This is a genomic window from Microbacterium sp. Nx66, assembly GCF_904066215.1.
In the GTDB taxonomy this organism is placed as follows: Bacteria; Actinomycetota; Actinomycetes; order Actinomycetales; family Microbacteriaceae; genus Microbacterium; species Microbacterium meiriae.
In genome coordinates, this window is the sequence record NZ_LR880474.1 from 1,624,290 (window position 1) to 1,649,858 (window position 25,569).

Genomic DNA, 25,569 nt, shown 5'->3' on the forward strand with positions numbered 1-25,569 from the left:
CCCGGGACACGATGTCCCGGGGTGCTTTCGTTCTGTCCCCGGTGTGCGAACCTTGTTATTGCCGTGCGCTCACGGTGCATTCTTCGAGAAGGAACCAGATGACTGACTCTCCGTCCGCACGCCCGACACGACGGCGGCGCGGGTTCCTGGTCTTCCTCCGTGACGTGCTGGTCATCGTCGTCATCGCCGCGCTGGTGTCCTTCGTCATCAAGACGTTCGTGGTCCGATCGTTCTACATCCCGTCGGCCTCCATGGAGCGCACGCTGCTGATCGACGACCGCATCCTCGTCGACGAGCTCACCCCGCGCTGGACCGGCTATGAGCGCGGTGACATCGTCGTCTTCAAGGATCCGGGCGGCTGGCTCGACCCGATGCCGCAGACACCTGCACAGCCGCCGCTGGTCCAGGCCATCGACTGGGTGCTCACATTTGTCGGCATCTCGGCAACCGACACCCAGGACCATCTGGTCAAGCGGGTGATCGGCGTCGAAGGTGACCATGTGGTGTGCTGCAACGCGCTGGGGCAGATCACGATCAACGGTGCCCCGATCGATGAGCTGAGCTACCTGAACCTCCCCGAGGGCGACACCGCGGCCTCCAACGAACCTTTCGACGTCGTCGTGCCCGAGGACTCCGTGTGGCTCCTCGGCGACAACCGGGACCGCTCCCGCGACGCCCGTGCACACCAGGAGCTGCCCAGCGGCGGTTTCGTCCCGGTGTCCAACATCGTGGGCAAGGCGTTCCTGACGACCTGGCCGCTCGACCGCTTCGGACCGATCGACGGCCACCACGAGATCTTCAACGGAGTGCCGGACCCCGAATGACTGTCATCACGCCTCGACTGACCCTGGAGCGGAAGCTCCTGGGGGAGTGCGACCTGATCATCGCCCTCGACGAGGTCGGTCGCGGGGCGCTGGCCGGGCCGGTGGCCGTCGGGGCGGCGGTGATGGACGCCAAGGGGGCTCGTCGCCGCGTGCCGGAGGGGCTGCGCGACTCGAAGCTCGTCCCCGAGCGCCGGCGCCCCGACGTCGCCGCCCGCGCGGCTGCGTGGGTGCAGGCCTCGGGCGTCGGCTGGGCGACCGCCGCGGAGGTCGACGAGGTCGGGATCATGCGGGCGCTGGGCCTTGCCGCCTCCCGCGCCGTGCTGGCGGTGGTGGCGCAGGGTGCCACGGTCGAGAACGCTCTGGTCCTCCTCGACGGCAACCACGACTACGTCTCGCGCGTGCATCCTGGGCCCTTGAACGTCCGGCCGGTCGTCAAAGCGGACCGCGACTGCGCCTCGGTGTCGGCGGCGTCGGTGATCGCGAAGGTCGCCAGGGACGGCTACATGGCCGAGCTCCACGAGGATCACCGCGATTACCAGTGGGACCGCAACAAGGGGTACGCGAGTCCGGAGCACAGGGAGGCCATCCGGTCGTTCGGCCTCTCACCGTTCCACCGTTCGTCGTGGGCGATCGCCGACGCACCGACGCTCTTCTGAGCGGTCGCGGCCGGGATGCCGCGACCGGCGCCCGCCGACCATAGGATGGACTCATCATGGATGAGGAAGCCTTCGACGACTACGACCGTGAGCTCGAGCTCGCGCTGTTCCGCGAGTACCGCGACGTCGTCTCTCAGTTCCAGTACGTCGTGGAGACCGAGCGTCGCTTCTACCTGGCCAACGAGGTCAACGTCGTGCGCCGGGACACCGAGCACGACTTCTACTTCGAGATCTCCATGAGCGATGTGTGGGTGTGGGACATCTACCGTGCGGACCGGTTCGTGAAGGCCGTTCGGGTGCTCACGTTCAAGGACGTGAACGTCGAGGAGCTGCAACGCCGCGAGTTCGAACTGCCGCAGGAGCTCTCGCTCGACGGGGAGTGACTCCAGCCGCCGTTCCTGCACAACAGTCACGTTCTCCACTGTTTCCACAGCGGCCGGGCCGTCTGCTCCGGACCGCGGAGGTCACGGGGTGGTCCCGGGAATCCTGTGGGGATGGCAGCGAAAGACGACCTCGGGCGAGCCGGGGAACAGCAGGCAGCGGACTACCTGACGAAGCGCGGGTATCGCATCGTCGATCGAAACTGGCGGTGTCCGCAGGGCGAACTGGACATCGTCGCCGTCGTCGGTCGGCATCTGTCCGTGGTCGAGGTGAAGACACGGCGGTCGGCGTCCTTCGGGCACCCGTTCGACGCCATCGACGACCGGAAGCGCCGGCGGCTGTGGCAGCTCGCCTATGCGTGGCGGGCTGCGCATCCGGATCTGGCAAGGGGACGGGTGCTGCGGGTGGAGGCGGTCGGCATCGTGGGGGCGGTTCCGGAGACCGCGTCCATCGAGCACCTCGAGGACATCGCGTGAGCACCGCTCGGACGTGGTCGGTGGCCCTCACCGGGGCGGAGGGGCATGTCGTCGAGGTCGAGGCCGACCTCTCGCCGCAGACGCCGGAGTTCCGCATCATCGGCCTCCCCGACAAGTCTCTGGGCGAGGCGGTGCAGCGCGTGCACAACGCCTGCGTGAACTCCGGGCTCTCGCTGCCCCGGCGGCGTCTGACGGTGAACCTCTCGCCGGCGAGTCTGCCCAAGCACGGGTCCGCCTTCGACCTCGCGATCGCGGTCGCCTCCCTCGCCGCGAGCGACATGCTCGCTCGTCGTGCCGTGCGGCAGACGGTGCACCTGGGGGAGGTCGGGCTGGATGGCCGTCTGCGGCCCGTCCCCGGTGTGCTTCCCGCGGTCTTCGCCGCTGCACGCGCCGGCTTCGAGCGCGTGATCGTGCCGCACGGCAACGCGACGGAAGCCGGTCTCGTCGCCGGCGTCGAGGTGCGTGCCGCCGCGTCGCTCGCCGAGGTGGCAGTCTGGCACGGGGCCGAGGTGGAGGTGCCGGATGTCGAGCCGGTCCCGGGACCGCAACCGCCGGAGGAAGGGTCGGACGACCGCGACTTGAGCGATGTCCTCGGGCAGGAGGAAGCCGTCGAGGCCCTCATCGTCGCGGCCGCGGGCGGCCACAACATGCTCCTGAGCGGTCCGCCGGGAGCAGGCAAGACGATGCTCGCCGGGCGACTGCCCGGGATCATGCCGCCGCTGACCGAGCAGGAGGCCATCGAGGTCGCTTCCGTGCGCTCCCTCTGCGGCGAGGCCGTGACCGGGCTCGACCACCAGCCTCCGCTGGTCGCTCCGCACCACAGCGCCTCGGTGGCGGCGATGGTCGGAGGCGGGTCGCGGACGGCGCGCCCCGGCGCGGTCGCACGGGCTCATCGGGGCGTGCTCTTCCTCGACGAAGCGGCCGAGTTCCCCCGGGTGGCCTTGGACGCGCTCCGTCAGCCACTCGAGACCGGCTTCGTCGACGTGCATCGATCCGGCTTCGTCGTGCGGTTCCCGGCGCGGTTCCAGCTGCTCCTGGCGATGAACCCGTGTCCGTGCGGGAACCGGGGGGTGCGTGACGGCGACTGCATCTGCCCACCGCAGGCGCTGCGACGCTACGCGACTCGCCTCTCCGGGCCATTACGCGATCGTCTCGACATCGATCTGCCGGTCTCGCGCGTCGCCGCCTCACGCTCGCTCGCGGGGGAGCGCTCCGGGGTGACCACCGTCGAGGCCCGGCGCCGCGTCGGCGAGGCGCGCGCTCGAGCGGAGCGGCGATGGCGTGGCACGCCCTGGCGACGCAATGCGGAGGTTCCCGGGACCCTGCTCCGGCACGGCGGATTCCGCCTCCCGCCAGACGCGCGGGCCGGTCTCGATCGGGCACTGGAACGAGGGGCGTTGACGCTCCGCGGATACGACCGCGTCCTCCGGGTGGCCTGGACCATGGCCGACCTCGCCGGACTCGACCTCCCCGGAACGGACGAGATCGGCCGCGCGCTCCTTCTGCGGACGGGGGTGGCGCGGTGATCGACGAACTCGTCTCTCAGCAGGATGCGCTCGACGCCGCTCGGAGACTGCGCGGCACCGACGACGTGGCGGAGGCGCTCGCACGTGTCGCCTGGTCCGTCATCGCCGATCCCGGGGACGCCGTCGCCGCGACCCTCGTGCGCGAGTTCGGACCGGCCGACGGCATGCGTTTCGCTCTCGACGCGCGGGGACGGTCATGGCCGATGGTCCGCGCCGCGGGCGCACGACGGGCGCTCGACGAGGCGCGGGTGCGGTGGCGACAGCGTGCCGATCCGGCGGCTGTGATCGATGCCCTCCGGCGGGCGCAGACGGCGGGCGCCCATCTGCTCCTTCCGGGAGATCCCGACTGGCCGCTCGCCGTCGACGATCTCGATACGGAGGCTCCGGTGGTGCTGTGGGCGCGCGGGCGCCCGGAGCTCCTGACCAGCGCGGCACGCGTCGCCATCGTGGGCGCCAGGGCGGCCACCGCCTACGGGGAGCGCGTCGCCGCCGACCTCTCCGGCGACCTGGCCGCCGCGGGGACGGCTGTCGTGTCGGGCGGCGCGTACGGCATCGACGGGGCAGCCCACCGCGCCGCGTTGACTGTCGGTGGGGGGACGATCGCGGTTCTCGCCGGAGGCGTGGACCGCCCGTACCCCGCCGGGCACCGCAACCTTCTCACGCGGATCGCGGTCGACGGGGTCGTGGTCAGCGAGGTGCCCTGCGGGACGGCGCCGACCCGGTGGCGATTCCTCGCCCGCAACCGACTGATCGCGGCCCTGGGGCAGGCGACGGTGGTCGTCGAGGCCGGGTGGCGCAGTGGCTCCCTCAACACGGCGGGACACGCGGCAACGCTGGGCAGGCCACTCGGCGCGGTGCCCGGTCCCGTCACCTCCGCCTCGTCGGCCGGCTGTCATCGGTTGCTCCGCGAGTACGACGCGGTGTGCGTCACTTCCGCGGCGGAGGTGGCGGAGATGCTCCCGACCGACGCGCGGTCGCCGCACGCACACGATGCCACGGAGGAGGGGCGGGTCCTGCTCCTCCGTGCCCTGAGCACCCGGACCGCTCGGACGGAGGCGGAGCTCGCGCAGCGCGCGGATCTCACCGTCGAGCGGACCAGGGCACTGCTCGGCCTCCTCGATCTCGACGGCCTTGCGCGGCGGGACGAGGACGGCTGGCGCGGGATCGGCGCGGCACGTACGTCATAGGACGGCTCGCGGCGGGGCGCGCGGCTCGGGGGGCGGGGGAGGGCCAGGGTGGAGCTATGGACTTCGCGGTCGCTGTCGAGGCGTTCGCCGACCACCTGGAGAAGGTGCGCCGGCTGTCGCCCGCGACCGTGAAGGCGTATCGCTCCGACCTGCGGGACCTCGGGGCGAGCGTGGCGGGCGGTCCGGTGGACCGGATCGACCTGGAGATGCTGCGCGAATGGCTGTGGCAGGCGACCCAGCGCGGCGACGCGCGAGCGACGCTGGCCCGACGTGCGGCCACCGCGCGAGCGTTCTTCGGCTGGGCGCGCGAGCAGGACATCATCCCCATCGACCCGAGTCTTCGGCTCGTGGCGCCGAAACGGGCCAAGACGCTGCCGACCGTGGCTTCGAAGGACGCGATGTCCGAGCTGTTGGAACGCCATCGGCAGGCCGCATCCTCGGGCGAGCCCGTCGCCCTCCGTGACCACGCCGTCCTGGAGCTTCTCTACGGCGCCGCGGTCCGCGTCTCCGAGCTCTGCGGTCTCGACATCGACGACCTCGATCTCGACCGCGGGACGGCTCTTGTGCGGGGCAAGGGCGACAAGGAGCGCGTCGTGCCATTCGGTGCCCCGGCCAGGGATGCGCTCGGTGCGTACCTGCGCCGCGCTCGCCCGGCTCTCCTCAGCAGGGCTGCGGGTGCATCGCCTGCCGTCTTCCTCGGGAGCCGCGGCGCCCGGCTGGGACCGCGGACGGTCTACGAGGTGGTCGCCCGTGCGCTCGCACCCGTCGTCGGCGCGGAGACCGTCGGGCCGCACGCCGTCCGCCACACGGCGGCGACGCATCTGCTCGACGGCGGCGCCGACCTGCGCGCCGTGCAGGAGATCCTGGGGCACGCGAGCCTCGGCACGACGCAGATCTATACGCATGTCTCGGCGGAGCGGCTGACGACGACGTACCGGCTGGCGCATCCTCGCGCCTGAGCGGCTGCCGCTCGGTCGGAGATCAGGTCCCGCAGCAGGGCAGGAGACGGGCCCGCAGGACGGCGCCGAACAGCAGCATCGGGTTGATGTACTCCCCATCGCGCCGCACACCGACATGCAGCGCGCCAGGAGCCGTGTGCCCACCTGTGGAAACCCGACCGATCTCCTGACCCCGGCTGACCGTGTCGCCCGCCCGGAGCGTCGACTCCAGCGGCTCGAACGAGCTCACCAGGCCGTCTGCGTGTCGGATGGTCAGCACGGGACGATCGACGACCACGCCCTGGAACGCGACCACTCCGTCCGCCGGAGCGCCGACAGCGGTACCGACGGCGGCGGTGACGTCCATGCCCCGGTGTCCGGGACCGTAGGCGTGCGCCGGTGCGCGATACGCGGCGCTCACATGGCGGCCACCGTCGACGGGCCATCGCCATGCACCCTCCGAGGCGGAACTGTCGGCCGGGGACGGGCCGGAGCGGGGTGCCGTCGCCGTGTGTACGGACGCAGGGGCGGCGAGTGGGGCGCCGCCGCCGCCCAGAAGCACGAGACAGGCGAGCGCCGCCGTGATCGCGACGCGAGCGGCACGAGACGAGTGTGAACGGACAAGGTGAGGGGAACCGGAGGGAGAAGTCATGCGGTGAGTGTGCGCCGGGGGCGATCGCGCGGACCGGACGCCCGGGGGAAGAACCCTGTAGCGGGGGAGAAGGGCGAGGATCGCGCTCCTGTGCAGGACGAGCCGGCGGCGCATGATCCTGTATGCTGGACGAGCACCTCGATCTCGGGGTGACTACGCGTGCCCAGAGCGACTCCGTCGTGGCATCCACTCCCGCAGGTCCCGTTCCGAACGGGTGGGCGTGAGCCGGGCACCAGGATGTCCGACCGTCCGGTCGGCATGACAACCTCAACGGCGCTCCGCGCCAGAATCAGGAGACGACCATGGCTGTGGTCACCATCCGCCAGCTGCTCGACAGCGGCGTGCACTTCGGACACCAGACCCGTCGGTGGAACCCGAAGGTGAAGCGCTTCATCCTCACCGAGCGCAGCGGCATCCACATCATCGACCTCCAGCAGTCGCTCGGCTACATCGACAAGGCGTACGACTTCGTCAAGGAGACCGTGGCGCACGGCGGCACGATCCTCTTCGTCGGCACCAAGAAGCAGGCGCAGGAGATCCTCGCGGAGCAGGCCACGCGCGTCGGCCAGCCCTACGTGAACCAGCGCTGGCTCGGCGGCCTCCTCACCAACTTCTCCACCATCGCGAAGCGTCTCGCCCGCATGAAGGAGCTCGAGGAGCTCGACTACGAGAACCCCTCCGCCTCCGGCTTCACGAAGAAGGAGCTGCTGCTCAAGAAGCGCGAGCTGGACAAGCTCCACAAGTCGCTCGGCGGTATCCGTAACCTCACCAAGACGCCGTCCGCCCTCTGGGTGGTCGACGCCAAGCGTGAGCACCTCGCCATCGACGAGGCCAAGAAGCTCGGCATCCCGGTGATCGGCATCCTCGACACCAACGCCGACCCGGACGACTTCCAGTACCCGATCCCCGGCAACGACGACGCCATCCGTTCGGTGTCGCTGCTGACGCGCATCATCGCCGACGCCGCCGCCGAGGGCCTGCAGCAGAAGCACAACCCGGAGTCGGGCGACGCCGAGCCGCTGGCCGAGTGGGAGAAGGAGCTCCTCGAGGCTCCCGTCCAGGAGTCCGCTGACGCCGCCGAGGTCGTGACCGCCGACGACGAGGCCGCTGTCGTCGAGACCCCTGCCGCCGACGCCACCGCCGCCGACGAGGCCGGTGCCGAGGCGCACGACGAGGCGATCGCCGCCGCTTCCGGTGAGGAGACCGCCGAGGTCGCCGCCACCGAGGCCGCAGACGCCAAGTAATCCCTCGTACACCCACACAACGAAGCAAGGAGCCACCACACATGGCCAACTTCACCATCGCCGACCTCAAGGCGCTGCGTGAGCAGCTCGGCACGGGAATGGTCGACACCAAGAAGGCACTCGAGGAGGCCGACGGCGACGTCGAGAAGGCCACCGAGATCCTGCGCCTGAAGGGTGCGAAGGGCAACGCCAAGCGCGCCGACCGTTCGACCAGCGAGGGCCTCGTCGTCGCTCGCGAGCAGGACGGCGCCGTGACGCTCGTCGAGCTCGCCTGCGAGACCGACTTCGTCGCGAAGAACGAGCGCTTCATCGCGCTGGCCGACAAGGTCGCCGACGCCGTCGCCGCCGTGAAGGCCGACTCGGTCGAGGCCGCTCTGGCCGCTCCGGCGGGCGACAAGACCGTCGAGCAGCTCATCTCGGAAGAGGCCGCCATCATCGGCGAGAAGGTCGAGCTCCGTCGCGTGCGCACCGTCACCGGTGACAGCGTCGAGGTCTACCTGCACCGCACGAGCAAGGACCTGCCGCCGCAGATCGGTGTCGTCGTCGCCTACACGGGTGACGACGCCGAGACTGCGCGCAGCATCGCCCAGCACATCTCGTTCGCCAACCCGTCGTACCTGTCCCGCGAGGACGTGCCGGCGGATGCGGTCGAGAAGGAGCGCGAGATCGTCACCGAGATCTCCCGCAACGAGGGCAAGCCCGAGGCCGCTCTGCCGAAGATCGTCGAGGGCCGTGTCTCCGCGTTCATCAAGCAGGTCGCCCTGCTCGAGCAGGACTACGCGAAGGACAACAAGCTCTCCGTCGCCCAGGTGGCGAAGGACGCCGGTATCACCGTGACGGACTTCGCGCGCTTCAAGGTCGGCGCGTAGCACTGTCGAAGGGGTTCGGATCGCTCGATCCGAACCCCTTCTTCATGCCCACCAGGCACTATCTTGAATCGGGACGAGAGGACATCCCCCATGACTGAACGCACCGGACGCCGTCGCGTCCTCCTCAAGCTCTCCGGAGAGGCGTTCGGCGCCGGGCAGCTCGGCGTCAACCCCGACGTGGTCAGCCAGATGGCGCGCGAGATCGCCGCTGCGGTCGACCGGGTCGAGGTGGCGGTCGTCGTCGGCGGCGGCAACTTCTTCCGCGGGGCCGAACTCAGCCAGCGGGGCATGGACCGGGGGCGGGCCGACTACATGGGCATGCTCGGCACCGTGATGAACGCGCTCGCGCTGCAGGACTTCCTGGAGCAGGCGGGCGCGGCGACGCGCGTGCAGTCGGCGATCTCGATGACCCAGGTCGCCGAGCCCTACATCCCGCGTCGCGCGGAGCGGCACATGGAGAAGGGCCGCGTGGTCATCTTCGGTGCCGGTGCGGGCCTGCCGTACTTCTCCACCGACACGGTCGCCGCGCAGCGCGCACTGGAGATCGGTGCGCAGGAGGTCCTCGTCGCCAAGAACGGCGTCGACGCGATCTACACCGCCGACCCGAACAAGCACGCCGACGCCGAGCGCATCGAGCGCGTGACCTACCGCGATGCGCTCCAGCAGGGCCTCAAGGTCGTCGACTCGACGGCGTTCAGCCTGTGCATGGACAACAACATGGACATGCGCGTCTTCGGCATGGAGCCGGCGGGCAACGTCACCCGCGCTCTCCTGGGCGAGCCCATCGGCACGCTCGTCACCGCCTGAGCGCCTGCACGGGACGGGGGCCCGCTCCCGATAGAATTTCCAGAACACCCCGACGATAGGAGCCACCGTGATCGCGGACGTCCTCGCTGAAACCACCACCCGCATGTCCCGGGCCGTCGAGGCTGCCAAGGAGGACTTCTCCACGGTGCGCACGGGTCGTGCGAACCCGCAGCTCTTCCAGAAGGTGCTGGTCGACTACTACGGCACGCCGACGCCGCTCGCTCAGCTCGCGTCGCTCGCGAACCAGGAGGCGCGCACGCTCATCATCACGCCGTACGACAAGTCGGCGCTGAAGGCGATCGAGCAGGCCATCCGCGACATGCCGAACCTCGGCGCGAACCCGACGAACGACGGCAACCTCGTGCGCGTCACGATGCCGGAGCTCACGGCGGAGCGCCGTAAGGAGTACGTCAAGCTCGTGAAGTCGAAGGCGGAGGACGCCAAGGTCCACGTCCGCGGCATCCGCCGGAAGGCGAAGGACGAGCTCGACGGGCTGAAGAGCGAGCTCGGCGAGGACGAGATCTCCCGTGGTGAGAAGGAACTCGACGCGCTGACCCGTCAGCACGTCGACCTCATCGACGACGCGCTGAAGCGCAAAGAGGCAGAACTCCTCGAGGTGTAGTCCGCATGTCCGACGAATCGCGAGGCACCGACGAGGGCGCTCCGGTGGCGCGGCCGGAGGTCGGCCCCGACGGCGGCGTGCCGCTCGGCGACGCGGCCTTCCCGGCCTTCGACGCCGACCGCGTGCCCCCGCGACCGCCGCTTCCGGCGACGCCGGGTGCAGCGCCGGTGACCGCCGACCGGCTGGACACCGCGGATCACAATGCGATCCGCGAGCAGTGGCGCCAGGCGCGGGACGAGTTCGGCACGCACGTGTCGCATGCGCGGGATCAGCTCGACCAGGCGAACGAACGCATCAAGCAGCGCACCGGACGTGACCTCGTCCTCGCGATCCTGATCGGCCTCGCCTTCGGTGCGGCGCTCCTCGGCTCGCTGCTCTTCATCAAGGCGCTGTTCGTCCCGTTCGCGTTGGCCGCGGCGCTCCTCGGCGTCTACGAGCTCTCGCGCGCGCTGCGCGCCGCCGGGCGTCGCGTCGACGTGATCCCGCAGTTGATAGCGGCGACCTTCCTCGTGCTCTCCGCGTACTTCGCGGAGCCCTGGCTGAGCTGGGTCATGCTGTTCGTCTCCGTGGCGTTCGTCATCGTCTGGCGCCTGCTCGCCCAGATGGTCGCGAAGGATGGGCGCACGTACGGCGATGTGCTCACCGACGCCGTGATCGGCGGGTTCGTGCAGGTGTACGTGCCATTCCTCGCGGGTGTGGCCCTCATCCTGCTCGAGCAGGAGGGTGGCCAGTGGTGGGTGCTCAGCTTCATCGCGATCGCCGTGGCGGCCGACACCGGCGCTTACGCCGCGGGGCTCGCGTTCGGGCGACACCCGATGGCGCCGCGGATCAGCCCCAAGAAGACCTGGGAGGGCTTCGGCGGTGCGGTGGTGGCGTCGCTCGCGGCGGGCGTCCTCCTGGCGATGTTCCTGCTCGACCTGCCCTGGTGGGGCGGTGTGATCTTCGGGGCCGCGATCCTGCTGTCCGCCACGCTCGGAGACCTCGGCGAGTCGATGCTGAAGCGGGATCTCGGGATCAAGGACATGAGCTCCTGGCTCCCCGGGCACGGTGGGCTCCTCGATCGGCTGGACAGCATCCTGCCGTCGACCGTCCCGGCCCTCTGCCTGTACTTCCTCCTCTCTCCCTGGTTGGTGCTGTGATGAACGACAGTGGTGCTGTGATGAACGACGACCGTCGCGAGGTCGCCACGCAACGCGCGGCCACGCCGGCCTTCGCGCTCACGACCGGACGCACGAAGGGGTACCACCGTGCGGCGGTGGACGGATTCCTCGCCTCGGCGCGGCGGGCGTTCGAGAGCGGCGCTGACGATCTCACGGCCGATGACGTCCGCACCGTCTCCTTCCCCCTCGTCAAGGAGGGGTACGTGGTGGCTGACGTCGACGCGGCCCTCGGACGGGTCGAGGACGCTTTCGCCGCCCGAGAGCGGGAACGCGCCGTGCGGTCTCTCGGAGCGGGCGCCTGGGTGGAGCAGGCCAGAGCCGACGCGCAGGTCATCCTGGACCATCTGGCGCGTCCGCGTCGCCACCGGTTCGCCCGTACCGGCTTCCTCACGTTCGGGTACCGCGTCGACGAGGTCGACCACGTCACCTCCCGGATCGTCCGCTACCTGCGGGACGGCGACGCGCTGTCCGCTGAGCAGCTGCGGTCCGCAGCGTTCCGCATGCAGCGTGGCGGCTACCGCGAGGAGCAGGTCGACGCGCTCCTGGATGCCACCATCGACGTGATCCTGGCGGTCCGCTGAGCCGTCTGATGGCCTCTTCAGGCAGGTATGCGTAAACTGTCCTCCATCGTGAACTCCCGAAACGACATGATTCCCGAACGAAGCGACGCCGTGCTGGTACCCGCAGCCACGGCTGCATCAGCCTCCCGCGGCACGCGCCGCTGGTCGCGCCGCCGCGGTGTCGTGGGCGTCTTCAGCTCGCTCGCGGTCGTCGCATTCGCGGCCGCGATGGTCGCGCCCACCGGCGTCGCGCTCGCTCAGCCCGTCGCCACGGAGGCCCCGGACTCCGTGTATGCGGTGGCCCTGGCGGACACCCAGAACCTCACGGTCACGGTGGAGGGCGCGGCGATCACTCCCGTCGAGCGCGGCTCCTTCGACGTCTACGTCAAACCCAAGCCGAAGCCCAAGCCGAAGCCGGCCCCGGTGACCACCTCCTCGTCGTCGTCCGAGGGCTCGCAGGGCGGGTCGTCCGGGGGCGGCGGACTCCCGCCGTACAGCGGCGGAGGCGCACCTGCGGAGTGGATGGCGGCCGCCGGGATCGCGCAGGGCGACTGGCAGTACGTCGACTACATCGTCTCGCGGGAGAGCGGCTGGAACCCCAACGCGACGAACTCCTCCTCCGGTGCCTGCGGCCTCGTCCAGGCCCTGCCCTGCAGCAAGGTGCCGGGGAACGGCTACAACCCGGTCGACAACCTCCGCTGGGCGACCGGATACGCCACGGGTCGCTACGGCAGCTGGGCCGGCGCGTACAACTTCTGGGTCACCAACCACTGGTGGTGAGCCGGCACCATGCCCCGCTCACGCCGACGTCCTTCCGCGCGCCCTGAGGGCGAGGACTCGTTCGACCGTCTCCTCGCCGGCTGGAAGCGCACCGAGGTCCGCCGGGGCGTGGAGTGGACGGTGCAGCCCGTCTCCGCGCTCCAGGCGCAGAAGGCGTACATCTGCCCGGGCTGCGGACGATCCGTCGAACCGGGTACCGCCCATCTCGTGGCCTGGCGCGCCGACGGCGTGCTCGGCGATGCCGCAGCCCTGGCTGACCGCAGACACTGGCACAACCACTGTTGGAGGATCGCATGACCATGGAGATCCGGGGACCGCTGGAGCTCCCGGCGCGCCGCGAGGACATCGAGCTGCACACCGCGGACGGCCTGACGCTCGTCGGCGAGCTCGCGACGCCGGAAGCCGCAGTCCCGGTGGCGACGCTGGTCACGCTGCACCCGTTGCCGACCGCCGGTGGCTTCATGGATTCGCACATCATCCGCAAGGCGTCCGCGCGTCTTCCCGCCCTGGCCGATCTCGCGGTGCTGCGGTTCAACACCCGTGGCACCACCTCGCCGCGCGGCACCAGTGAAGGGACGTTCGACGGCGGCGCTGCAGAGCAGTTGGACGTCGCGGCCGCCATGCACGTCGTCCGCGACCGCGCGCTGCCGCGCCCCTGGCTCGTCGGGTGGTCGTTCGGGACGGAACTCGCCCTCAAGTACGGTGCCGACCACGACATCGAGGGCATCATCCTCCTCTCGCCGCCGCTGCACCGCGCGACGGCGGAGGAGGTTGCCGCCTGGGGGGAGACCGGCCACCGCGTGGTCATCCTCGTGCCCGAGTTCGACGACTACCTGCGCCCGGCGGAAGCGCGGGAGCGCTTCGCGACGATCCCGCAGGCGCAGCTGATCGCCGTCGAAGGGGGCAAGCACCTGTGGGTGGGGGAGACGCAGACGCGCCGGGTGCTCACCGAGATCGTCGCCGCCGTCAATCCGTCGGCGCTGCCGCTGCCGACCCACTGGCCGGCAGCGGACTGACGGCGAGGCCCGCCCCGGTCACCGCTCGTTCATGCGCGGGATGAGCACCTGCCGGTAGAGGATCAGGATGCTGGCCGCCACGGGGATCGCGATGAGCGCCCCGAGCAGGCCCAGCAGGCTTCCTCCCGCGAGGGCTGCCACCACGACGACGGCGCCGGGCACGGAGACGGCGCGGCTCATGATGCGCGGCGAGATGACGTACGCCTCGATCTGCATGTAGATCAGGTAGTAGATCGCCGCCGCGAGAGCCGTGCCGGGGGAGCCGAGGCCCGGGATGAGGCAGACGAGGACGATGATCGTCGAGCCGGTCAGGGTGCCCACCAGCGGGATGAGCGAGAAGAAGAACGCGACGACCGCGAGAACGGCGGGGAACGGCGCGTCGATGATCGTCAGGTAGATCGCGCTGAGGACGCCGTTGATGACGCCCTGGCTGACCTGGCCCATGACGTAGTAGCCGACCGAGTCGGTGATCTGCTCGGACAGATCGATGAAGCGATCCCGCTTGGACGCCGGGACGAGCTGGTACACCGCGCGCTTGAGCGAGGGCGTCGAAGCCGTGAGATAGATGGTCAGGATGAGGACGATGAAGGCGCCGAACACGCCGCTGAGCACGGCGCCGCTGGCGATCAGCACGCCCTGACCGATAGACCCGCCGATCTCCGCGAGATTGGTCGTCAGCCAGTCCTCCACATACGCGAAGACGTCGTCGACGAGGAGGTTCGGGAATGTCTCCTGGATCCAGCTCCTCAGATCCTCGATGGCGGTTCCGCGCTGCACGATCGCCGTGATCTGGGCGATGAGCTGCGAGATCTGGTCGACCAGCACGGGCAGCACGATGAGGATGATCCCGACGAAGACGGCCAGCACGGCGACGATCGTCACGAGGACCGCGAGCCAGCGGGGCAGGCGTCGACGCTCGAGGAAGGTGACGAGAGGGTCGAGGCCGAGGCTGAGGAAGAGGGCGGTGCCGATGTAGAGCAGCACGGTCGACAGCGTCTGGACGCTGCTGATCAGGACGATCCCGAGCCCCACGCCGAGTGTCGCCACGAGGGCGGTGCGGAACGGGTTGTGGATCTTCATGCAGACTCCTCGGTACGGCTGCAGCAAGGCTACCCATGCCGCGGCTCGACGCGCCGCCGACGTGCCGGGCGACGGACGAGGGAGGGCCCTCGTGGTCAACACACAGGTGGGTTCGCTAGTCTGGAATGTCGAGTGTGGCGTCGTGGGCGGGAAGCCGCGATGCGTGAGGAGACTATTCGTGCGTTTCGTATGGGCCGTGGTGGCCTTCGTGCTGGCTGCCGTGCTGATCGGTGCGGGGATCGCCCAACGCACCATCTTCGTCGGCCCTTCGTCCGAGGAGGCCCGCGTCGACATCGAGGAGCCCGCGCCCTTCGTTCTCCTGGACGGCGACGTCCTGCGGATCAACGCCGGCGCGCAGAAGCTGCTCATCCGCGGCGAAGGGGAGATCTTCACCAGCTACGGGCGCACGGCCGACATGGAGGCCTGGCTCTCCGACTCCGAGTACAACCACGTGACCGTCGGGGACGAGGACGAGCTCGTCGTCGAGCATGTCGCCGCAGCGGACGACGAGGGGTCCGCCGAGACGCCGGCGCCCGAGACGACCGCGACCCCGGCGCCGGAGGAGGACGGCGAGGCGCCCGCGGGCCGGAACCCTGCCGGCTCCGATCTGTGGCTCGACTCCTTCAGCGAGGAGAACTTCCTCGCCACTGACAAGATGCAGCTCCCGGAAGGGACCAGCGTGCTGATCGCCTACGACGGCACCAAGGACGCGCCGGACGACATCGTGGTCTCCTGGCCGCTGGACACGCGGACGCCGCTGGCGGGCCCGCTCATGGCGGCAGGCGGGTTGGTGCTCCTCGTGGGCCTGGTCCTGTACGTGCTCGCGATCCGTCACCAGCGCCGTGGCCGCGGCCCGCGCCGGAAGGGGCCCGGGCCGCTTCCCACGACGCAGCCGATCGACGTGGCGGCCCTTCCGCCGTCCGAGCGCGAGGCCCTGGAGGCCACGGACGGCGAGCAGGCGCCGACACCGGCGAGGAAGGACGACGTGGAGGACGCGGAGATCGTCGACGAGAAGGAGCAGGACGGGAAGAGCACGATGCGCGCTGAGCGCCCGAGGCGTCGTCGGCGCCTGCTCGCCCTCCCCGCCCTAGGCCTGACCGCCCTGCTGGCCTCCGGCTGCACGGCGGAGTCCTGGCCGGAATTCGGGGCCCCCTCCGCATCGCCGTCTCCGACCCCGACCGTGATCGCCCCCGAGAACCAGAAGCCGCCGGCGGTCACCGAGACGCAGGCCGAGCGGATCCTCCGGGAGGTCTCCGAGACCCTGGTGCAGGCCGATGAGGCGAAGGATCTGGACCTCGCGGCCACCCGTCTCGACGGCGCACCTCTCACGACGAGGACCACCGACTACGCCCTGCGCGCGAAGCTGCCGGATCGGGCCGCGCCCGCCGCGATCCCGACGGACGACGTCGAGGTGGTCCTCCCCGAGGCGACGGACCGCTGGCCACGCACCGTCCTCATGCTCTCGAAGAGCACCGGCGACGACACCGTGCCGCCGGTGGTGCTGACCATGACGCAGGCGGACCCCTGGTCCAACTACAAGGTCACGAACATGGCGGAGATGTCGGCGGACGCGGCGTTCCCCGAGGTGGCGGCCAGCTGGCTGGGGACCTCGCTGGTCCCGGCGGATTCGGCCTTCCTGTCGGTGCCGCCGAACGAGGTCGCCGCGGCTTTCGCCGACGTCGTCGACAACGGTGAGAAGAGCGCCTCCTACGGGCAGTTCGACGATCTGGCGCTGAACCTGGCCACATCGATCAGGGACAGCCGACAGAGCCTGGTGAAGGGACTCGCCGACGCCGGGGCTGCGAAGACCTCCAAGGCCGCGTTCGACATGAAGCCGACGACGGCGGAGCCCGTCTCGATGACGACGCTGGACAGCGGCGCCATCGTCGCCGTCTCCGTCCTCGATGTCGAGACCATCACGCCCACGTCCTCCGATGTCGTCATCCGCTTCGGTGACAACAAGGAGGCCAAGGCGCTCACCGGGGCCAACGAGTCCGCGAAGGGCGCCCAGACGACCTATGAGTTCCAGCTGTTCTTCGCCGTCCCGTCCCAGGGGTCGAGCGAACCGATCCGTCTCCTGGCGTCCCGTCAGGATCTCGTGTCCGTGAAGGTGATCAAGTGAGTGAGATGTCTCCCGCGGCCCTGCGTGGCGCCGTCGATCTGTCCAGCCTGCGCAACCGTCCGTCCCCGCCGGCGGGTGGTGCAGCGGCGCCCGCGACCGCACCGGTGGCTGACGTCGTCGTCGACGCGACCGACGAGAACTTCGGTCAGGTCCTGGAGCTGTCGCGCACCGTCCCGGTGGTCGTCGACCTGTGGGCCGAGTGGTGCGGGCCGTGCAAGCAGCTGAGCCCGATCATCGAGAAGGTCACTCGGGAGCTCGGCGGCCGCGTGCTCCTGGCGAAGGTCGACGTGGATGCGAACCCGCAGCTCGCGCAGAGCTTCCGCGCGCAGTCCATCCCGATGGTCGTCGCCCTCATCGCCGGCCAGCCGGTGCCGATGTTCACGGGCGCCGTACCGGAGCAGCAGGTGCGTGAGGTCTTCGCGCAGCTGCTCCAGGTGGCGGCGCAGAACGGCGTCTCGGGAACGCTCCCCGTCGGCGACGCCGAGACCGGGGAAGCCGAAGCCGCTGCCGAGCCCGAGCTGCCGCCGCTGCACGCGGAGGCGTTCGCCGCCATCGAGCGCGGCGACTACCGTGCGGCCATCACCGCCTATGAGAAGGCACTCGCGGAGAACCCGCGCGACGAGGACGCCATCGCCGGCCTGGGCCAGGTCCGCCTGCTCGACCGTGTGCAGGGGCTCGACCTCCAGACCGCCCGAGCCGCGGCCGCAGCGGCTCCGCTGGACGTGCAGGCCCAGTTCGACGTCGCGGACCTCGACCTCGCCGGTGGACATGTCGACGACGCCTTCGGCCGGCTCCTCGACCTGTTCGCTCAGCTGCCGTCCGACCAGCGCACTCCCGTCCGGGAGCGTCTCGTCGAGCTCTTCGGCCTCATCGGCGCCAGCGACCCGCGCGTGATCGCGGCTCGGAACCGACTCTCCTCGCTGCTCTTCTGATCGGCCTGCGCGGGGATCGTTCCTCCGCGCAGACCGATCGTCGCCGGCCGTCCGTCAGCCGTTGTTCACCGTCGGCACGTGCGGCTCGGGCTGGTGGCGGAGCCAGAGCGTCGACAGCGCGGGCAGCGTGATCGACGCCGTGGGGGCGCCGGCGTCCGCGGGCTCGGCGATCACCATCCCGAGGTTGCCCGACCCCCGTCCGCCGTAGGCGACGGCATCGGAGTTCAGGATCTCCTGCCACACGCCCTCTCTGGGCAGCCCGAGACGGTAGCCGGTGCGTTCCACTCCGGCGAAGTTGCTGACGACGACGAGGCGCCCGCCGTGCGCGTCCCGTCGTTCGAAGGCGATGACCGACGGGTCCCAACTCGGGGCGCCGAGGCGGGTGAACCCGGAGCCGTCGTTGTCGCGCTCCCAGAGGGGGGCTTGCGACCGGTACACCCCGTTCATCGCGGCGACGAAGTCCTGCAGCTGGGCGTGGGAGGGCTGGTCACGGAGCCACCAGTCCAGCTCCCGACCCTCCGACCACTCCGCGAGCTGACCAAACTCCTGTCCCATGAACAGCAGCTTCTTCCCGGGATGCCCCCACATGTAGGCGAGGTAGGCACGGACGTTCGCCAGCTTGTGCCAGTGGTCGCCCGGCATCTTGGACAACAGGCTGCCCTTGCCGTGCACCACCTCGTCGTGACTGATGGGCAGGACGTAGTTCTCGCCGAACGCGTACACGAACGAGAACGTCATCTCGCCCTCGTGGTGCGCGCGGTACATCGGATCGCGTCCGATGTACTGGAGCGAGTCGTTCATCCAGCCCATGTTCCACTTGAAACCGAACCCGAGGCCGGCGTGATCCGTCGGTGCCGTGACGCCGGGGAAGCTCGTGGACTCCTCGGCGATCATCAGGATGCCGGGGTGGAGCCGGTAGGCGGTGGCGTTGACCTCCTGGAGGAAGCGGATCGCCTCGAGGTTCTCGCGTCCGCCGTGGATGTTCGGCTCCCACTCGCCCTCCCGGCGCGAGTAGTCGAGGTAGAGCATCGACGCCACGGCGTCGACCCGCAGGCCGTCGACGTGGAACTCGTCCAGCCAGTAGAGGGCGTTGGCGACGAGGAAGCCGCGTACCTCGGGCCGGCCGTAGTCGAAGATGAGTGTGCCCCAGTCCTGATGCTCGCCGCGGCGGGGATCGGGGTGCTCGTACAGCGGCTGGCCGTCGAAGCGGGCCAGCGCGAAGGCGTCCTTGGGGAAGTGCCCGGGGACCCAGTCCATGATGACGCCGATGCCGGCCTGGTGCAGGCGGTCGATGAGGTAGCGCAGGTCGTCGGGGGAGCCGTACCGGCTCGTCGGTGCGTAGTATCCACTGACCTGGTAGCCCCACGAGCCGCCGAACGGATGCTCGGCCAGCGGCATGAACTCGACGTGGGTGAACCCCGTCTCCTGCACGTGTGCGATCAGCGGATCGGCCATCTCGCGGTAGCCCAGCCCCTCGCGCCAGGAGCCGACGTGCACCTCGTACACCGACAGCGGCTGCGCGACGGCATGGGTGGCGGCGCGACGGGTCATCCACGCGCCGTCCTGCCAGGCGTAGGACGAGGCGGTGACGACCGACGCGGTCTCCGGCGGCACCTGCGCCGCCAGCGCCATCGGGTCGGCCTTGAGGATCCAGGCGCCGCTCCGGGTGCGGATCTGGTACTTGTAGCGGGTGCCGACGGGCAGGTCGGGGATGAAGATCTCCCAGACGCCGCTGGCGCCGAGCGAGCGCATGGCGTGGCTCTCGCCGTTCCAGCCGTTGTGATCGCCCACGACCCGGACGGCCGAGGCATCGGGGGCCCAGACCGCGAAGGACACGCCCTGTTCGTCGCCCTGCGTACGGGGATGCGCCCCCAGCGCCTCCCACAGACGCTCGTGCCGCCCCTCGGCGATGAGGTGCAGGTCGAGTTCGCCCAGTGTCGGTGCATGCCGGTACGGGTCGCCGGAGACGATCTCCTCCTCGCCGCGGTAGCGCGTCGCGATGCGGTAGGGGAGCGGCGGCCCTGGGTGCGTGCCCTCCCAGAGGCCGTGCGCGACGTGGGACAGGGCGAGTCGGCTTCCATCGCTGAACACGGCCTCGACGCTCTCGGCGAGCGGTCGGCGGACGCGGATGGCGGTGACGGTACGGTCGGCGGCATCCTTGGCGGGGTGCGCGCCGAGCAGGGAATGCGGGTCGTGATGCTGACCGGCCGCGACGGCCTCCCACTCGGCGTTCGGGGTGTCCTCGATGCGGCTCATGCGCGCTCCCTCACCTTCAGGATGTGGACGGGCTCGGCGAAGGCGTCGAGCCGGACGTAGTTGTGATCGCTCCAGGTCCAGACAGCGCCGGTCAGGAGATCCTCCACCTCGAAGGTCTCGCCCAGGGGGACTCCCCAGCGCGTGGTGTCGAGGTGGACGGTGGTCTCGCGCACCGAGTGCGGGTCGACGTTCGCGACGACGATGAGGGTGTCCGGTCTCCCGGTACCGGTGAAGGCGGCGTCGAGATGCTTGCTGAACACGAGGATGGCGTCGTCGTCGCTCCAGTGCAGCTCGAGGTTGCGGAGCTGGCGCAGCGCGGGATGCGCCGCACGGATCTCGTTGAGCCGCCGGAGCAGCGGGGCCAGCGACTCCCCGCGTTCCTCGGCTCCCGCCCAGTCGCGGAACTTGTACTCGTACTTCTCGTTGTCGATGTTCTCCTCGGAACCCGGGCGAGCCACGTTCTCGACGAGCTCGTACCCCGCGTAGACCCCGTACACGGGCCCTGCCGTCGCGGCGATGCAGGCGCGGATGCGATACGCCGCGCGTCCGCCGAACTGGAGGTACTCGGTGAGGATGTCGTGGGTGTTCACGAAGAGGTTCGGACGCATGTAGTCGGCCGTCTCGTGGGAGATGGAGGTGAGGAACTCCTCCAGCTCGGATTTGGTGTTGCGCCAGGTGAAGTAGCTGTAGCTCTGCTGGAAGCCCACGGCGGCGAGCGCGCGCATCACGGCGGGCCGGGTGAAGGCCTCGGCGAGGAAGATGACGTCGGGATCCGTCGCGTTGACCGTCGCGATCAGCCACTCCCAGAACTGGAGCGGCTTGGTGTGCGGGTTGTCCACGCGGAAGATCCGCACACCCTCGGCCACCCAGTGCCGGACGATCCGGAGCATCTCGGCCGCGATGCCCTCCGGGTCGTTGTCGAAGTTCAGCGGATAGATGTCCTGATACTTCTTGGGCGGGTTCTCCGCGTACGCGATGCTGCCGTCCGGGAGGGTGGTGAACCACTCGGGGTGTTCGCGGACCCACGGGTGGTCGGGGGATGCCTGCAGCGCGAGATCCAGGGCGACCTCCAGCCCCTCCTTCCGCGCGGCGCGCACGAACGCGCGGAAGTCCTGCGGGGTGCCGAGGTCGGGATGGATGGCGTCGTGCCCTCCTTCAGTGGCGCCGATCGCGTACGGCGAGCCCGGGTCTCCCGCCTCGGCGACGAGCGTGTTGTTGCGCCCCTTGCGATTGGTGCTGCCGATGGGGTGGATCGGGACGAGGTAGATCACATCGAAGCCCATCCCGGCGACCTCGGGCAGGCGCTTCGCCGCCGTGCGGAACGTGCCGCTGCGCACCGTGCCGTCCTTGAGCCGTCTGGCACCTTCGGAGCGTGGGAAGAACTCGTACCAGGCGCCCACGCCCGCACGGGTGCGCTCGACGCGGAGGACCTGCTCCGCGGAGAGGGAGCGGAGGGTCGCGATCGGGCGGTCGCGGAAGATCGTTGCGAGTTCGGGGTCGACGGCCATCGCCGCAGTGGTGGTGGCGTCGCCGGCCTGGAGCTCATCGGCTCGGACGCGCAGGCGCGTGCGCTGTGCCGCGGGGCGATCCTTCTCCGCCGCGGCCCGCCGCAGCAGCTCCGCGCCGAGCGCGGCCATCACCTCCACATCGACGCCTGCGGCGACCTTGACGTGCGCGGCGTGCGCCCAGGTGGCGAAGTCGTCGGAGAACGCCTCGAAGTGGAAGTGCCAGACGCCCTCCGCGTCGAGGGCGATCTCCGCCTCCCAGCGGTCGGTGCCGTCCGCGAGGGCGGTGAGCCGGTGCAGGCTCTCCTCGCCGGTCGGGGACGTCAGCCGCACGTGCACGCCGATGAGGTCGTGACCTTCCCGGAAGGCGACCACGCGGAACGGCACGACCTCGCCGGCGAAGGCCTTGGCCGGGAAGCCACCGGGGACCGCGGGGCTCCCGTCGAGCAGCGGGATCCGCGTCGTGCGCAGCGCTCCGGGGCGGTCCGCGTCGGCGGCGCGCGTCGGGATCTGAACGGGGCTCCGCAGAGCCGTGGGCCGGGTTCCAGCACGAGCAGTCACATGCCGAATCTACCGGTCGGGCGTGCGGGAACCTACCGCTCGACCAGGGCGGCGAACCGTGCTATCACTCGACGCGGAACAGGCGCATCGAGGTGCCGGGGATCGGCAGCACCTCGCCCGGTACGAAGGTCTCCTCGGCGTCCGACGGCCGCTCATCCGCGCTCGACCAGAGCGAGACGAACCGGGTGGCGCCGTCGATGTCCTCCGGGAGCCGGACGTCGATCGGAGCCTCCGTGCCGTGCACGATCAGCAGGATCCGGTTCGCGGCTTCCTTGTCCGGCGTGGACGCGGCGACGTACTGCAGGGTGCGGTTGCCGGGGTCCGTCCACTGGGCCGGCTCCATCGTCGCGCCGTCCTGGTCGTACCAGTCCATGACCGACGCGTTCGGGATGTGCTCGCCGAGGCGCGCGTACCGGCTCGGGCGCAGCGCGGGGTTCTCCTCACGGAGCCGGAGGAGGCGCGCGACGTGGGCGCGGAGGTCCTCCTGCCACGGCTCGAACTCCCAGGAGAGCCAGGACAACGGAGAGTCCTGCGCGTAGGCGTTGTTGTTGCCCCGCTGCGTCCGTCCCACTTCATCCCCGGCGGTGAGCATCGGGATGCCGGCCGAGAGCAGCAGGGTGCCGAGCAGGTTGCGCATCGCCTTCCGCCTGGCGGCGAGGATCATCGGATCGTCGGTGGGGCCCTCCACGCCGTGGTTGAAGGACCGGTTCAGATCCGCGCCGTCGCGGTTCTGCTCGCCGTTGGCCTCGTTGTGCTTCACGTCGTACGACACGAGGTCGTGGAGTGTGAAGCCATCGTGCGCGGTGACGAAATTGATGCTCGCGAGCGGTCCCCGATCCTCGCTGAAGGTGTTGGACGAGCCGGCCAGACGTGTCGCGAAACCGCCGATCCCCACCGGTGCCGAGGCCCGCCGGGCGTAGTCGATGTCGCTGAGCCAGAAGTTGCGCACCCGGTCGCGGTAACGGTCGTTCCACTCATGCCAGCCCGAGGGGAAGTTCCCGGTCTGCCAGCCGCCCAGACCGACGTCCCAGGGTTCCGCGATGAGCTTGGTCTCCGCGAGCACGGGGTCGGCGGCGATCGCCTGCAGAAGGGGATGGTCGGGGGTGTAGGTGTGCGCGCCGTCGCGGGCGATCGCCGTGGCCAGATCGAAACGGAATCCGTCGATCTGCATCTCCTCGGCCCAGTACCGGAGGGAGTCCACGACGAGGCGCGCCCCGGCCTCGGTGGCGGTGTTGAGCGTGTTGCCGCATCCGGTGGTGTCGATGTAGACGCCCGCGTCGTCCTGCCGGTAGTACCGGGCGTTGTCGAGGCCGCGGAGGCTGGAGCGCGGGCCGCCGATCCCCTCCTCGGATGTGTGGTTGTACACGACGTCGAGGATCACCTCGAGACCCGCTTCGTGCAGCAGCCGCACCATGCCCTTGAACTCGGCGATGATCGCCTCGGGCCCGGCCTTGCGCGCGCCCTCGGTGGCGTACGCGGCGTGCGGTGTGAAGAAGTTCAGGGTGTTGTAGCCCCAGTAGTTGGTCAGACCACGCTCGAGGAGTCGGGGTTCCGGGACGAATGCGTGGACGGGGAGCAGCTCCACCGAGGTCACCCCGAGCGTGCGGAGGTGCGCGATCATGGCGGGATGCGCGAGGCCTGCATACGTCCCGTGCAGCGCCGGCGGGATGTCGGGGTGACGCTTGGTCAGCCCTTTCAGGTGGCCCTCGTAGATCACGGTCCGGTCGGCCGGGACCCGCGGCTTGGTGGAGTCGCCCCAGTCGAAGCCGTCCTCGATGACCACGCCGCGCCACTCCTGGTAGCCGTGGCCCTGGGCGAGACCACGCGCGTACGGGTCGAGGAGCAGCGTCTCCGGGTTGAACGTGTTGCCGGGGCCGTGCGGTCCCTCGACCCGGAGGGCATACCGCACGCCCGGCTGGAGCAACGGCGTCGTGACCTCCCAGACCCCTCCGGGCCGCCTTTCCAGCGCTGCCTGGTCGACCACCCAGTCGAGGTCCGTGGCGTCGAACACGACGAGCTCGACGGCCGAGGCGTTCTGCGACCAGACCCGGATCGTGCCGACGCCGTCGTGCAGGCGAACGCCGAGATCGTCGAGGGTCGCCCCACCGGGCACGACGGAGGCGGGGGACGAAGGCATGGATACACCCTAAACGTGTTGCATTTCAGTCTCATGACAGGACGCACCCGGTCTCACGCGCAGACGGAGCGTCCGCCGCGCGGATCGGGGAGAATCGACGTATGCGGCACTATCTCGACCACGCGGCGACGACCCCGCTGCGCCCGGAGGCCAGGGACGCGTGGCTGGAGGCGTCCGTCATCGTCGGCAACGCCTCGTCGACGCACGGGGCGGGGCAGGATGCGCGCCGGGTGCTGGAGGAGTCCAGGGAACGCGTGGCCGCGGTTCTCGGGGCCGACCCGATCGAGGTGGTGCTGACCTCCGGCGGGACCGAGTCCATCAACCTCGCTCTCCAGGGCCTGTGGCGCTCGCGTCGTCCGGGCTCTTCGGCGGTCGTCGTGCCGGACGGTGAGCATCACGCGACGATGGACACGGTCGCCGCCCTCGTCTCCGACGGAGCCGAGGTGCGCGCTGTTCCTCTCTCTGCCCAGGCGCGCATCGACGGAAGCCGCTTCGCGTCGGCCCTGCCCGGTGCGGCGTTCGCGACCGCGCTCGTCGCGAACAACGAGACCGGGACGGTCAACGACGCGGCGGCTCTGACCGCGGCCGCCGCCGATGCCGGAGTGCCGCTGCACCTCGACGCGGTCGCCGCGCTCGGGCACCTCCCGCTGTCGTTCCGGGAGCTGAGGGGCGGTGCGGACGAGGGGGCGGGCCTGGTGGCGCTCAGCGTCGCCGGTCACAAGGTCGGCGCGCCCGTGGGCGTCGGTGCGCTGGTGGTCGCTCGGTCCGCCCGACTGACCCCGCTTCTGCGGGGCGGGGGCCAGCAGCGGGGTCTGCGTGCGGGTACGCAGGATGTGCCGGGAGCCGCGGCACTGGCGACCGCGCTCGAGCTCGCCGAACGGGAGCGGGCCGCCGAGACCGTCCGGGTGGGCCGCTTGCGCGACCGTCTCGTCGAGGGGGTCCGTGCGCGGGTGCCGGCGGCGGAGCTCCTGGGCGACCCCGATCACCGTCTTCCCGGGACCGCGCATCTGCTCTTCCCCGGTGCCGTGGGGGAGAGCCTGCTGTTCCTGCTGGACGTGGCCGGGGTCTCGGCCTCCACGGGATCCGCCTGTCAGGCGGGGGTCGCCGAGCCCTCGCACGTCGTGATGGCGATGGGGCGCAGCGAGTCGGACGCCAGGAGCGTGCTGCGATTCTCTCTCGGCCGGACCTCGACGGACGCCGACGTCGACGCGGTGCTCGGGGCGATCGGCGATGCCTATGCCCGGGCATCCGGGGCCCGTGCAGCCGAGCGCTCGTAGA

The 25,569-nt window shown here is 70.4% G+C and carries 24 protein-coding genes; 19 read left to right on the forward strand and 5 right to left on the reverse strand.

Features of this window, described 5'->3' with window-relative positions; all coding sequences use genetic code 11:
- The first annotated feature begins 98 nt into the window (after window positions 1-98).
- The 7 genes from lepB to MICNX66_RS07690 all read left to right on the forward strand — a co-directional run bounded on the left by lepB (window position 99) and on the right by MICNX66_RS07690 (window position 6,009).
- Complete coding sequence (gene lepB, locus MICNX66_RS07660) at window positions 99-824, forward strand: signal peptidase I (protein WP_187663992.1); 726 nt, start codon at window positions 99-101, stop codon at window positions 822-824.
- Window positions 821-1,480 carry a ribonuclease HII gene (locus MICNX66_RS07665; protein WP_187663993.1) on the forward strand — a complete coding sequence of 220 codons (660 nt, stop codon included), beginning with the start codon at window positions 821-823 and terminating at the stop codon, window positions 1,478-1,480. The genes lepB and MICNX66_RS07665 overlap by 4 nt, the downstream gene beginning before the upstream one ends.
- 56 nt (window positions 1,481-1,536) lie before the next feature.
- On the forward strand, window positions 1,537-1,863 hold the full coding sequence (locus MICNX66_RS07670) for a DUF2469 family protein (RefSeq protein ID WP_017204525.1): 327 nt from the start codon (window positions 1,537-1,539) through the stop codon (window positions 1,861-1,863).
- Window positions 1,864-1,974: 111 nt separating this feature from the next.
- A complete protein-coding gene (locus MICNX66_RS07675) occupies window positions 1,975-2,337 on the forward strand; it encodes a YraN family protein (RefSeq protein ID WP_187663994.1) in 363 nt (120 codons plus the stop codon).
- Window positions 2,334-3,863 (forward strand): YifB family Mg chelatase-like AAA ATPase, encoded by a 1,530-nt coding sequence (locus tag MICNX66_RS07680; protein ID WP_187663995.1) that lies wholly within the window; start codon window positions 2,334-2,336, stop codon window positions 3,861-3,863. Before MICNX66_RS07675 ends, MICNX66_RS07680 begins: the two co-directional genes overlap by 4 nt.
- On the forward strand, window positions 3,860-5,050 hold the full coding sequence (gene dprA, locus MICNX66_RS07685) for a DNA-processing protein DprA (protein ID WP_187663996.1): 1,191 nt from the start codon (window positions 3,860-3,862) through the stop codon (window positions 5,048-5,050). The genes MICNX66_RS07680 and dprA overlap by 4 nt, the downstream gene beginning before the upstream one ends.
- A 56-nt stretch (window positions 5,051-5,106) precedes the next feature.
- A complete protein-coding gene (locus MICNX66_RS07690; protein WP_187663997.1) occupies window positions 5,107-6,009 on the forward strand; it encodes a tyrosine-type recombinase/integrase in 903 nt (300 codons plus the stop codon).
- Between the two features lie 22 nt (window positions 6,010-6,031).
- Here MICNX66_RS07690 and MICNX66_RS07695 read toward each other — a convergent pair whose 3' ends face one another.
- Window positions 6,032-6,640 (reverse strand): murein hydrolase activator EnvC family protein, encoded by a 609-nt coding sequence (locus tag MICNX66_RS07695; protein ID WP_187663998.1) that lies wholly within the window; start codon window positions 6,638-6,640, stop codon window positions 6,032-6,034.
- Window positions 6,641-6,942: 302 nt separating this feature from the next.
- Between MICNX66_RS07695 and rpsB the strand changes: the two genes are divergently transcribed.
- From rpsB to MICNX66_RS07735, 9 genes are all read left to right on the forward strand, one after another.
- A complete protein-coding gene (gene rpsB, locus MICNX66_RS07700) occupies window positions 6,943-7,884 on the forward strand; it encodes a 30S ribosomal protein S2 (protein WP_187663999.1) in 942 nt (313 codons plus the stop codon).
- 41 nt (window positions 7,885-7,925) lie between these two features.
- Entirely contained in the window at window positions 7,926-8,753 is an 828-nt protein-coding gene (tsf, locus tag MICNX66_RS07705) for a translation elongation factor Ts (protein WP_187664000.1), read from the forward strand.
- Window positions 8,754-8,843: 90 nt separating this feature from the next.
- On the forward strand, window positions 8,844-9,560 hold the full coding sequence (gene pyrH / locus MICNX66_RS07710; RefSeq protein WP_025103358.1) for a UMP kinase: 717 nt from the start codon (window positions 8,844-8,846) through the stop codon (window positions 9,558-9,560).
- A gap of 67 nt (window positions 9,561-9,627) precedes the next feature.
- Entirely contained in the window at window positions 9,628-10,182 is a 555-nt protein-coding gene (gene frr, locus MICNX66_RS07715; RefSeq protein ID WP_187664001.1) for a ribosome recycling factor, read from the forward strand.
- Between the two features lie 5 nt (window positions 10,183-10,187).
- A complete protein-coding gene (locus MICNX66_RS07720; RefSeq protein WP_187664002.1) occupies window positions 10,188-11,321 on the forward strand; it encodes a phosphatidate cytidylyltransferase in 1,134 nt (377 codons plus the stop codon).
- A gap of 20 nt (window positions 11,322-11,341) precedes the next feature.
- The gene (locus MICNX66_RS07725) at window positions 11,342-11,923 is read left to right on the forward strand and encodes a DivIVA domain-containing protein (protein ID WP_187664144.1); all 582 of its coding nucleotides are present in this window, start codon (window positions 11,342-11,344) and stop codon (window positions 11,921-11,923) included.
- A 66-nt stretch (window positions 11,924-11,989) separates the two neighbouring features.
- A complete protein-coding gene (locus tag MICNX66_RS07730; protein ID WP_187664003.1) occupies window positions 11,990-12,682 on the forward strand; it encodes a transglycosylase SLT domain-containing protein in 693 nt (230 codons plus the stop codon).
- A gap of 9 nt (window positions 12,683-12,691) precedes the next feature.
- Window positions 12,692-12,979, forward strand: coding sequence for a hypothetical protein (locus tag MICNX66_RS16875; RefSeq protein WP_232089226.1), 288 nt, complete (start codon window positions 12,692-12,694; stop codon window positions 12,977-12,979).
- 2 nt (window positions 12,980-12,981) lie between these two features.
- The gene (locus MICNX66_RS07735; RefSeq protein ID WP_187664145.1) at window positions 12,982-13,698 is read left to right on the forward strand and encodes an alpha/beta hydrolase; all 717 of its coding nucleotides are present in this window, start codon (window positions 12,982-12,984) and stop codon (window positions 13,696-13,698) included.
- A gap of 18 nt (window positions 13,699-13,716) precedes the next feature.
- Here MICNX66_RS07735 and MICNX66_RS07740 read toward each other — a convergent pair whose 3' ends face one another.
- Window positions 13,717-14,778: an AI-2E family transporter gene (locus MICNX66_RS07740; RefSeq protein ID WP_060922797.1), complete on the reverse strand. Its 1,062-nt coding sequence runs from the start codon at window positions 14,776-14,778 to the stop codon at window positions 13,717-13,719.
- A gap of 178 nt (window positions 14,779-14,956) precedes the next feature.
- Here MICNX66_RS07740 and MICNX66_RS07745 point away from each other — a divergent pair, with 178 nt between their 5' ends.
- Complete coding sequence (locus MICNX66_RS07745) at window positions 14,957-16,900, forward strand: glycosyl transferase (protein WP_187664004.1); 1,944 nt, start codon at window positions 14,957-14,959, stop codon at window positions 16,898-16,900.
- A 5-nt stretch (window positions 16,901-16,905) separates the two neighbouring features.
- On the forward strand, window positions 16,906-17,832 hold the full coding sequence (locus tag MICNX66_RS07750) for a tetratricopeptide repeat protein (protein WP_396654931.1): 927 nt from the start codon (window positions 16,906-16,908) through the stop codon (window positions 17,830-17,832).
- 54 nt (window positions 17,833-17,886) lie between these two features.
- Here the strand turns inward: MICNX66_RS07750 and glgB are convergent, their stop codons facing one another.
- From glgB to glgX, 3 genes are all read right to left on the reverse strand, one after another.
- Window positions 17,887-20,088, reverse strand: a complete 2,202-nt coding sequence (gene glgB, locus MICNX66_RS07755) for a 1,4-alpha-glucan branching protein GlgB (protein WP_187664006.1) — start codon at window positions 20,086-20,088, stop codon at window positions 17,887-17,889.
- On the reverse strand, window positions 20,085-22,154 hold the full coding sequence (locus tag MICNX66_RS07760) for an alpha-1,4-glucan--maltose-1-phosphate maltosyltransferase (RefSeq protein ID WP_187664007.1): 2,070 nt from the start codon (window positions 22,152-22,154) through the stop codon (window positions 20,085-20,087). The genes glgB and MICNX66_RS07760 overlap by 4 nt, the downstream gene beginning before the upstream one ends.
- 64 nt (window positions 22,155-22,218) lie before the next feature.
- Window positions 22,219-24,291: a glycogen debranching protein GlgX gene (gene glgX / locus MICNX66_RS07765; RefSeq protein ID WP_187664008.1), complete on the reverse strand. Its 2,073-nt coding sequence runs from the start codon at window positions 24,289-24,291 to the stop codon at window positions 22,219-22,221.
- A gap of 101 nt (window positions 24,292-24,392) precedes the next feature.
- Here glgX and MICNX66_RS07770 point away from each other — a divergent pair, with 101 nt between their 5' ends.
- A complete protein-coding gene (locus MICNX66_RS07770; protein ID WP_187664009.1) occupies window positions 24,393-25,568 on the forward strand; it encodes a cysteine desulfurase family protein in 1,176 nt (391 codons plus the stop codon).
- The last annotated feature ends 1 nt before the right edge of the window (window position 25,569 follow it).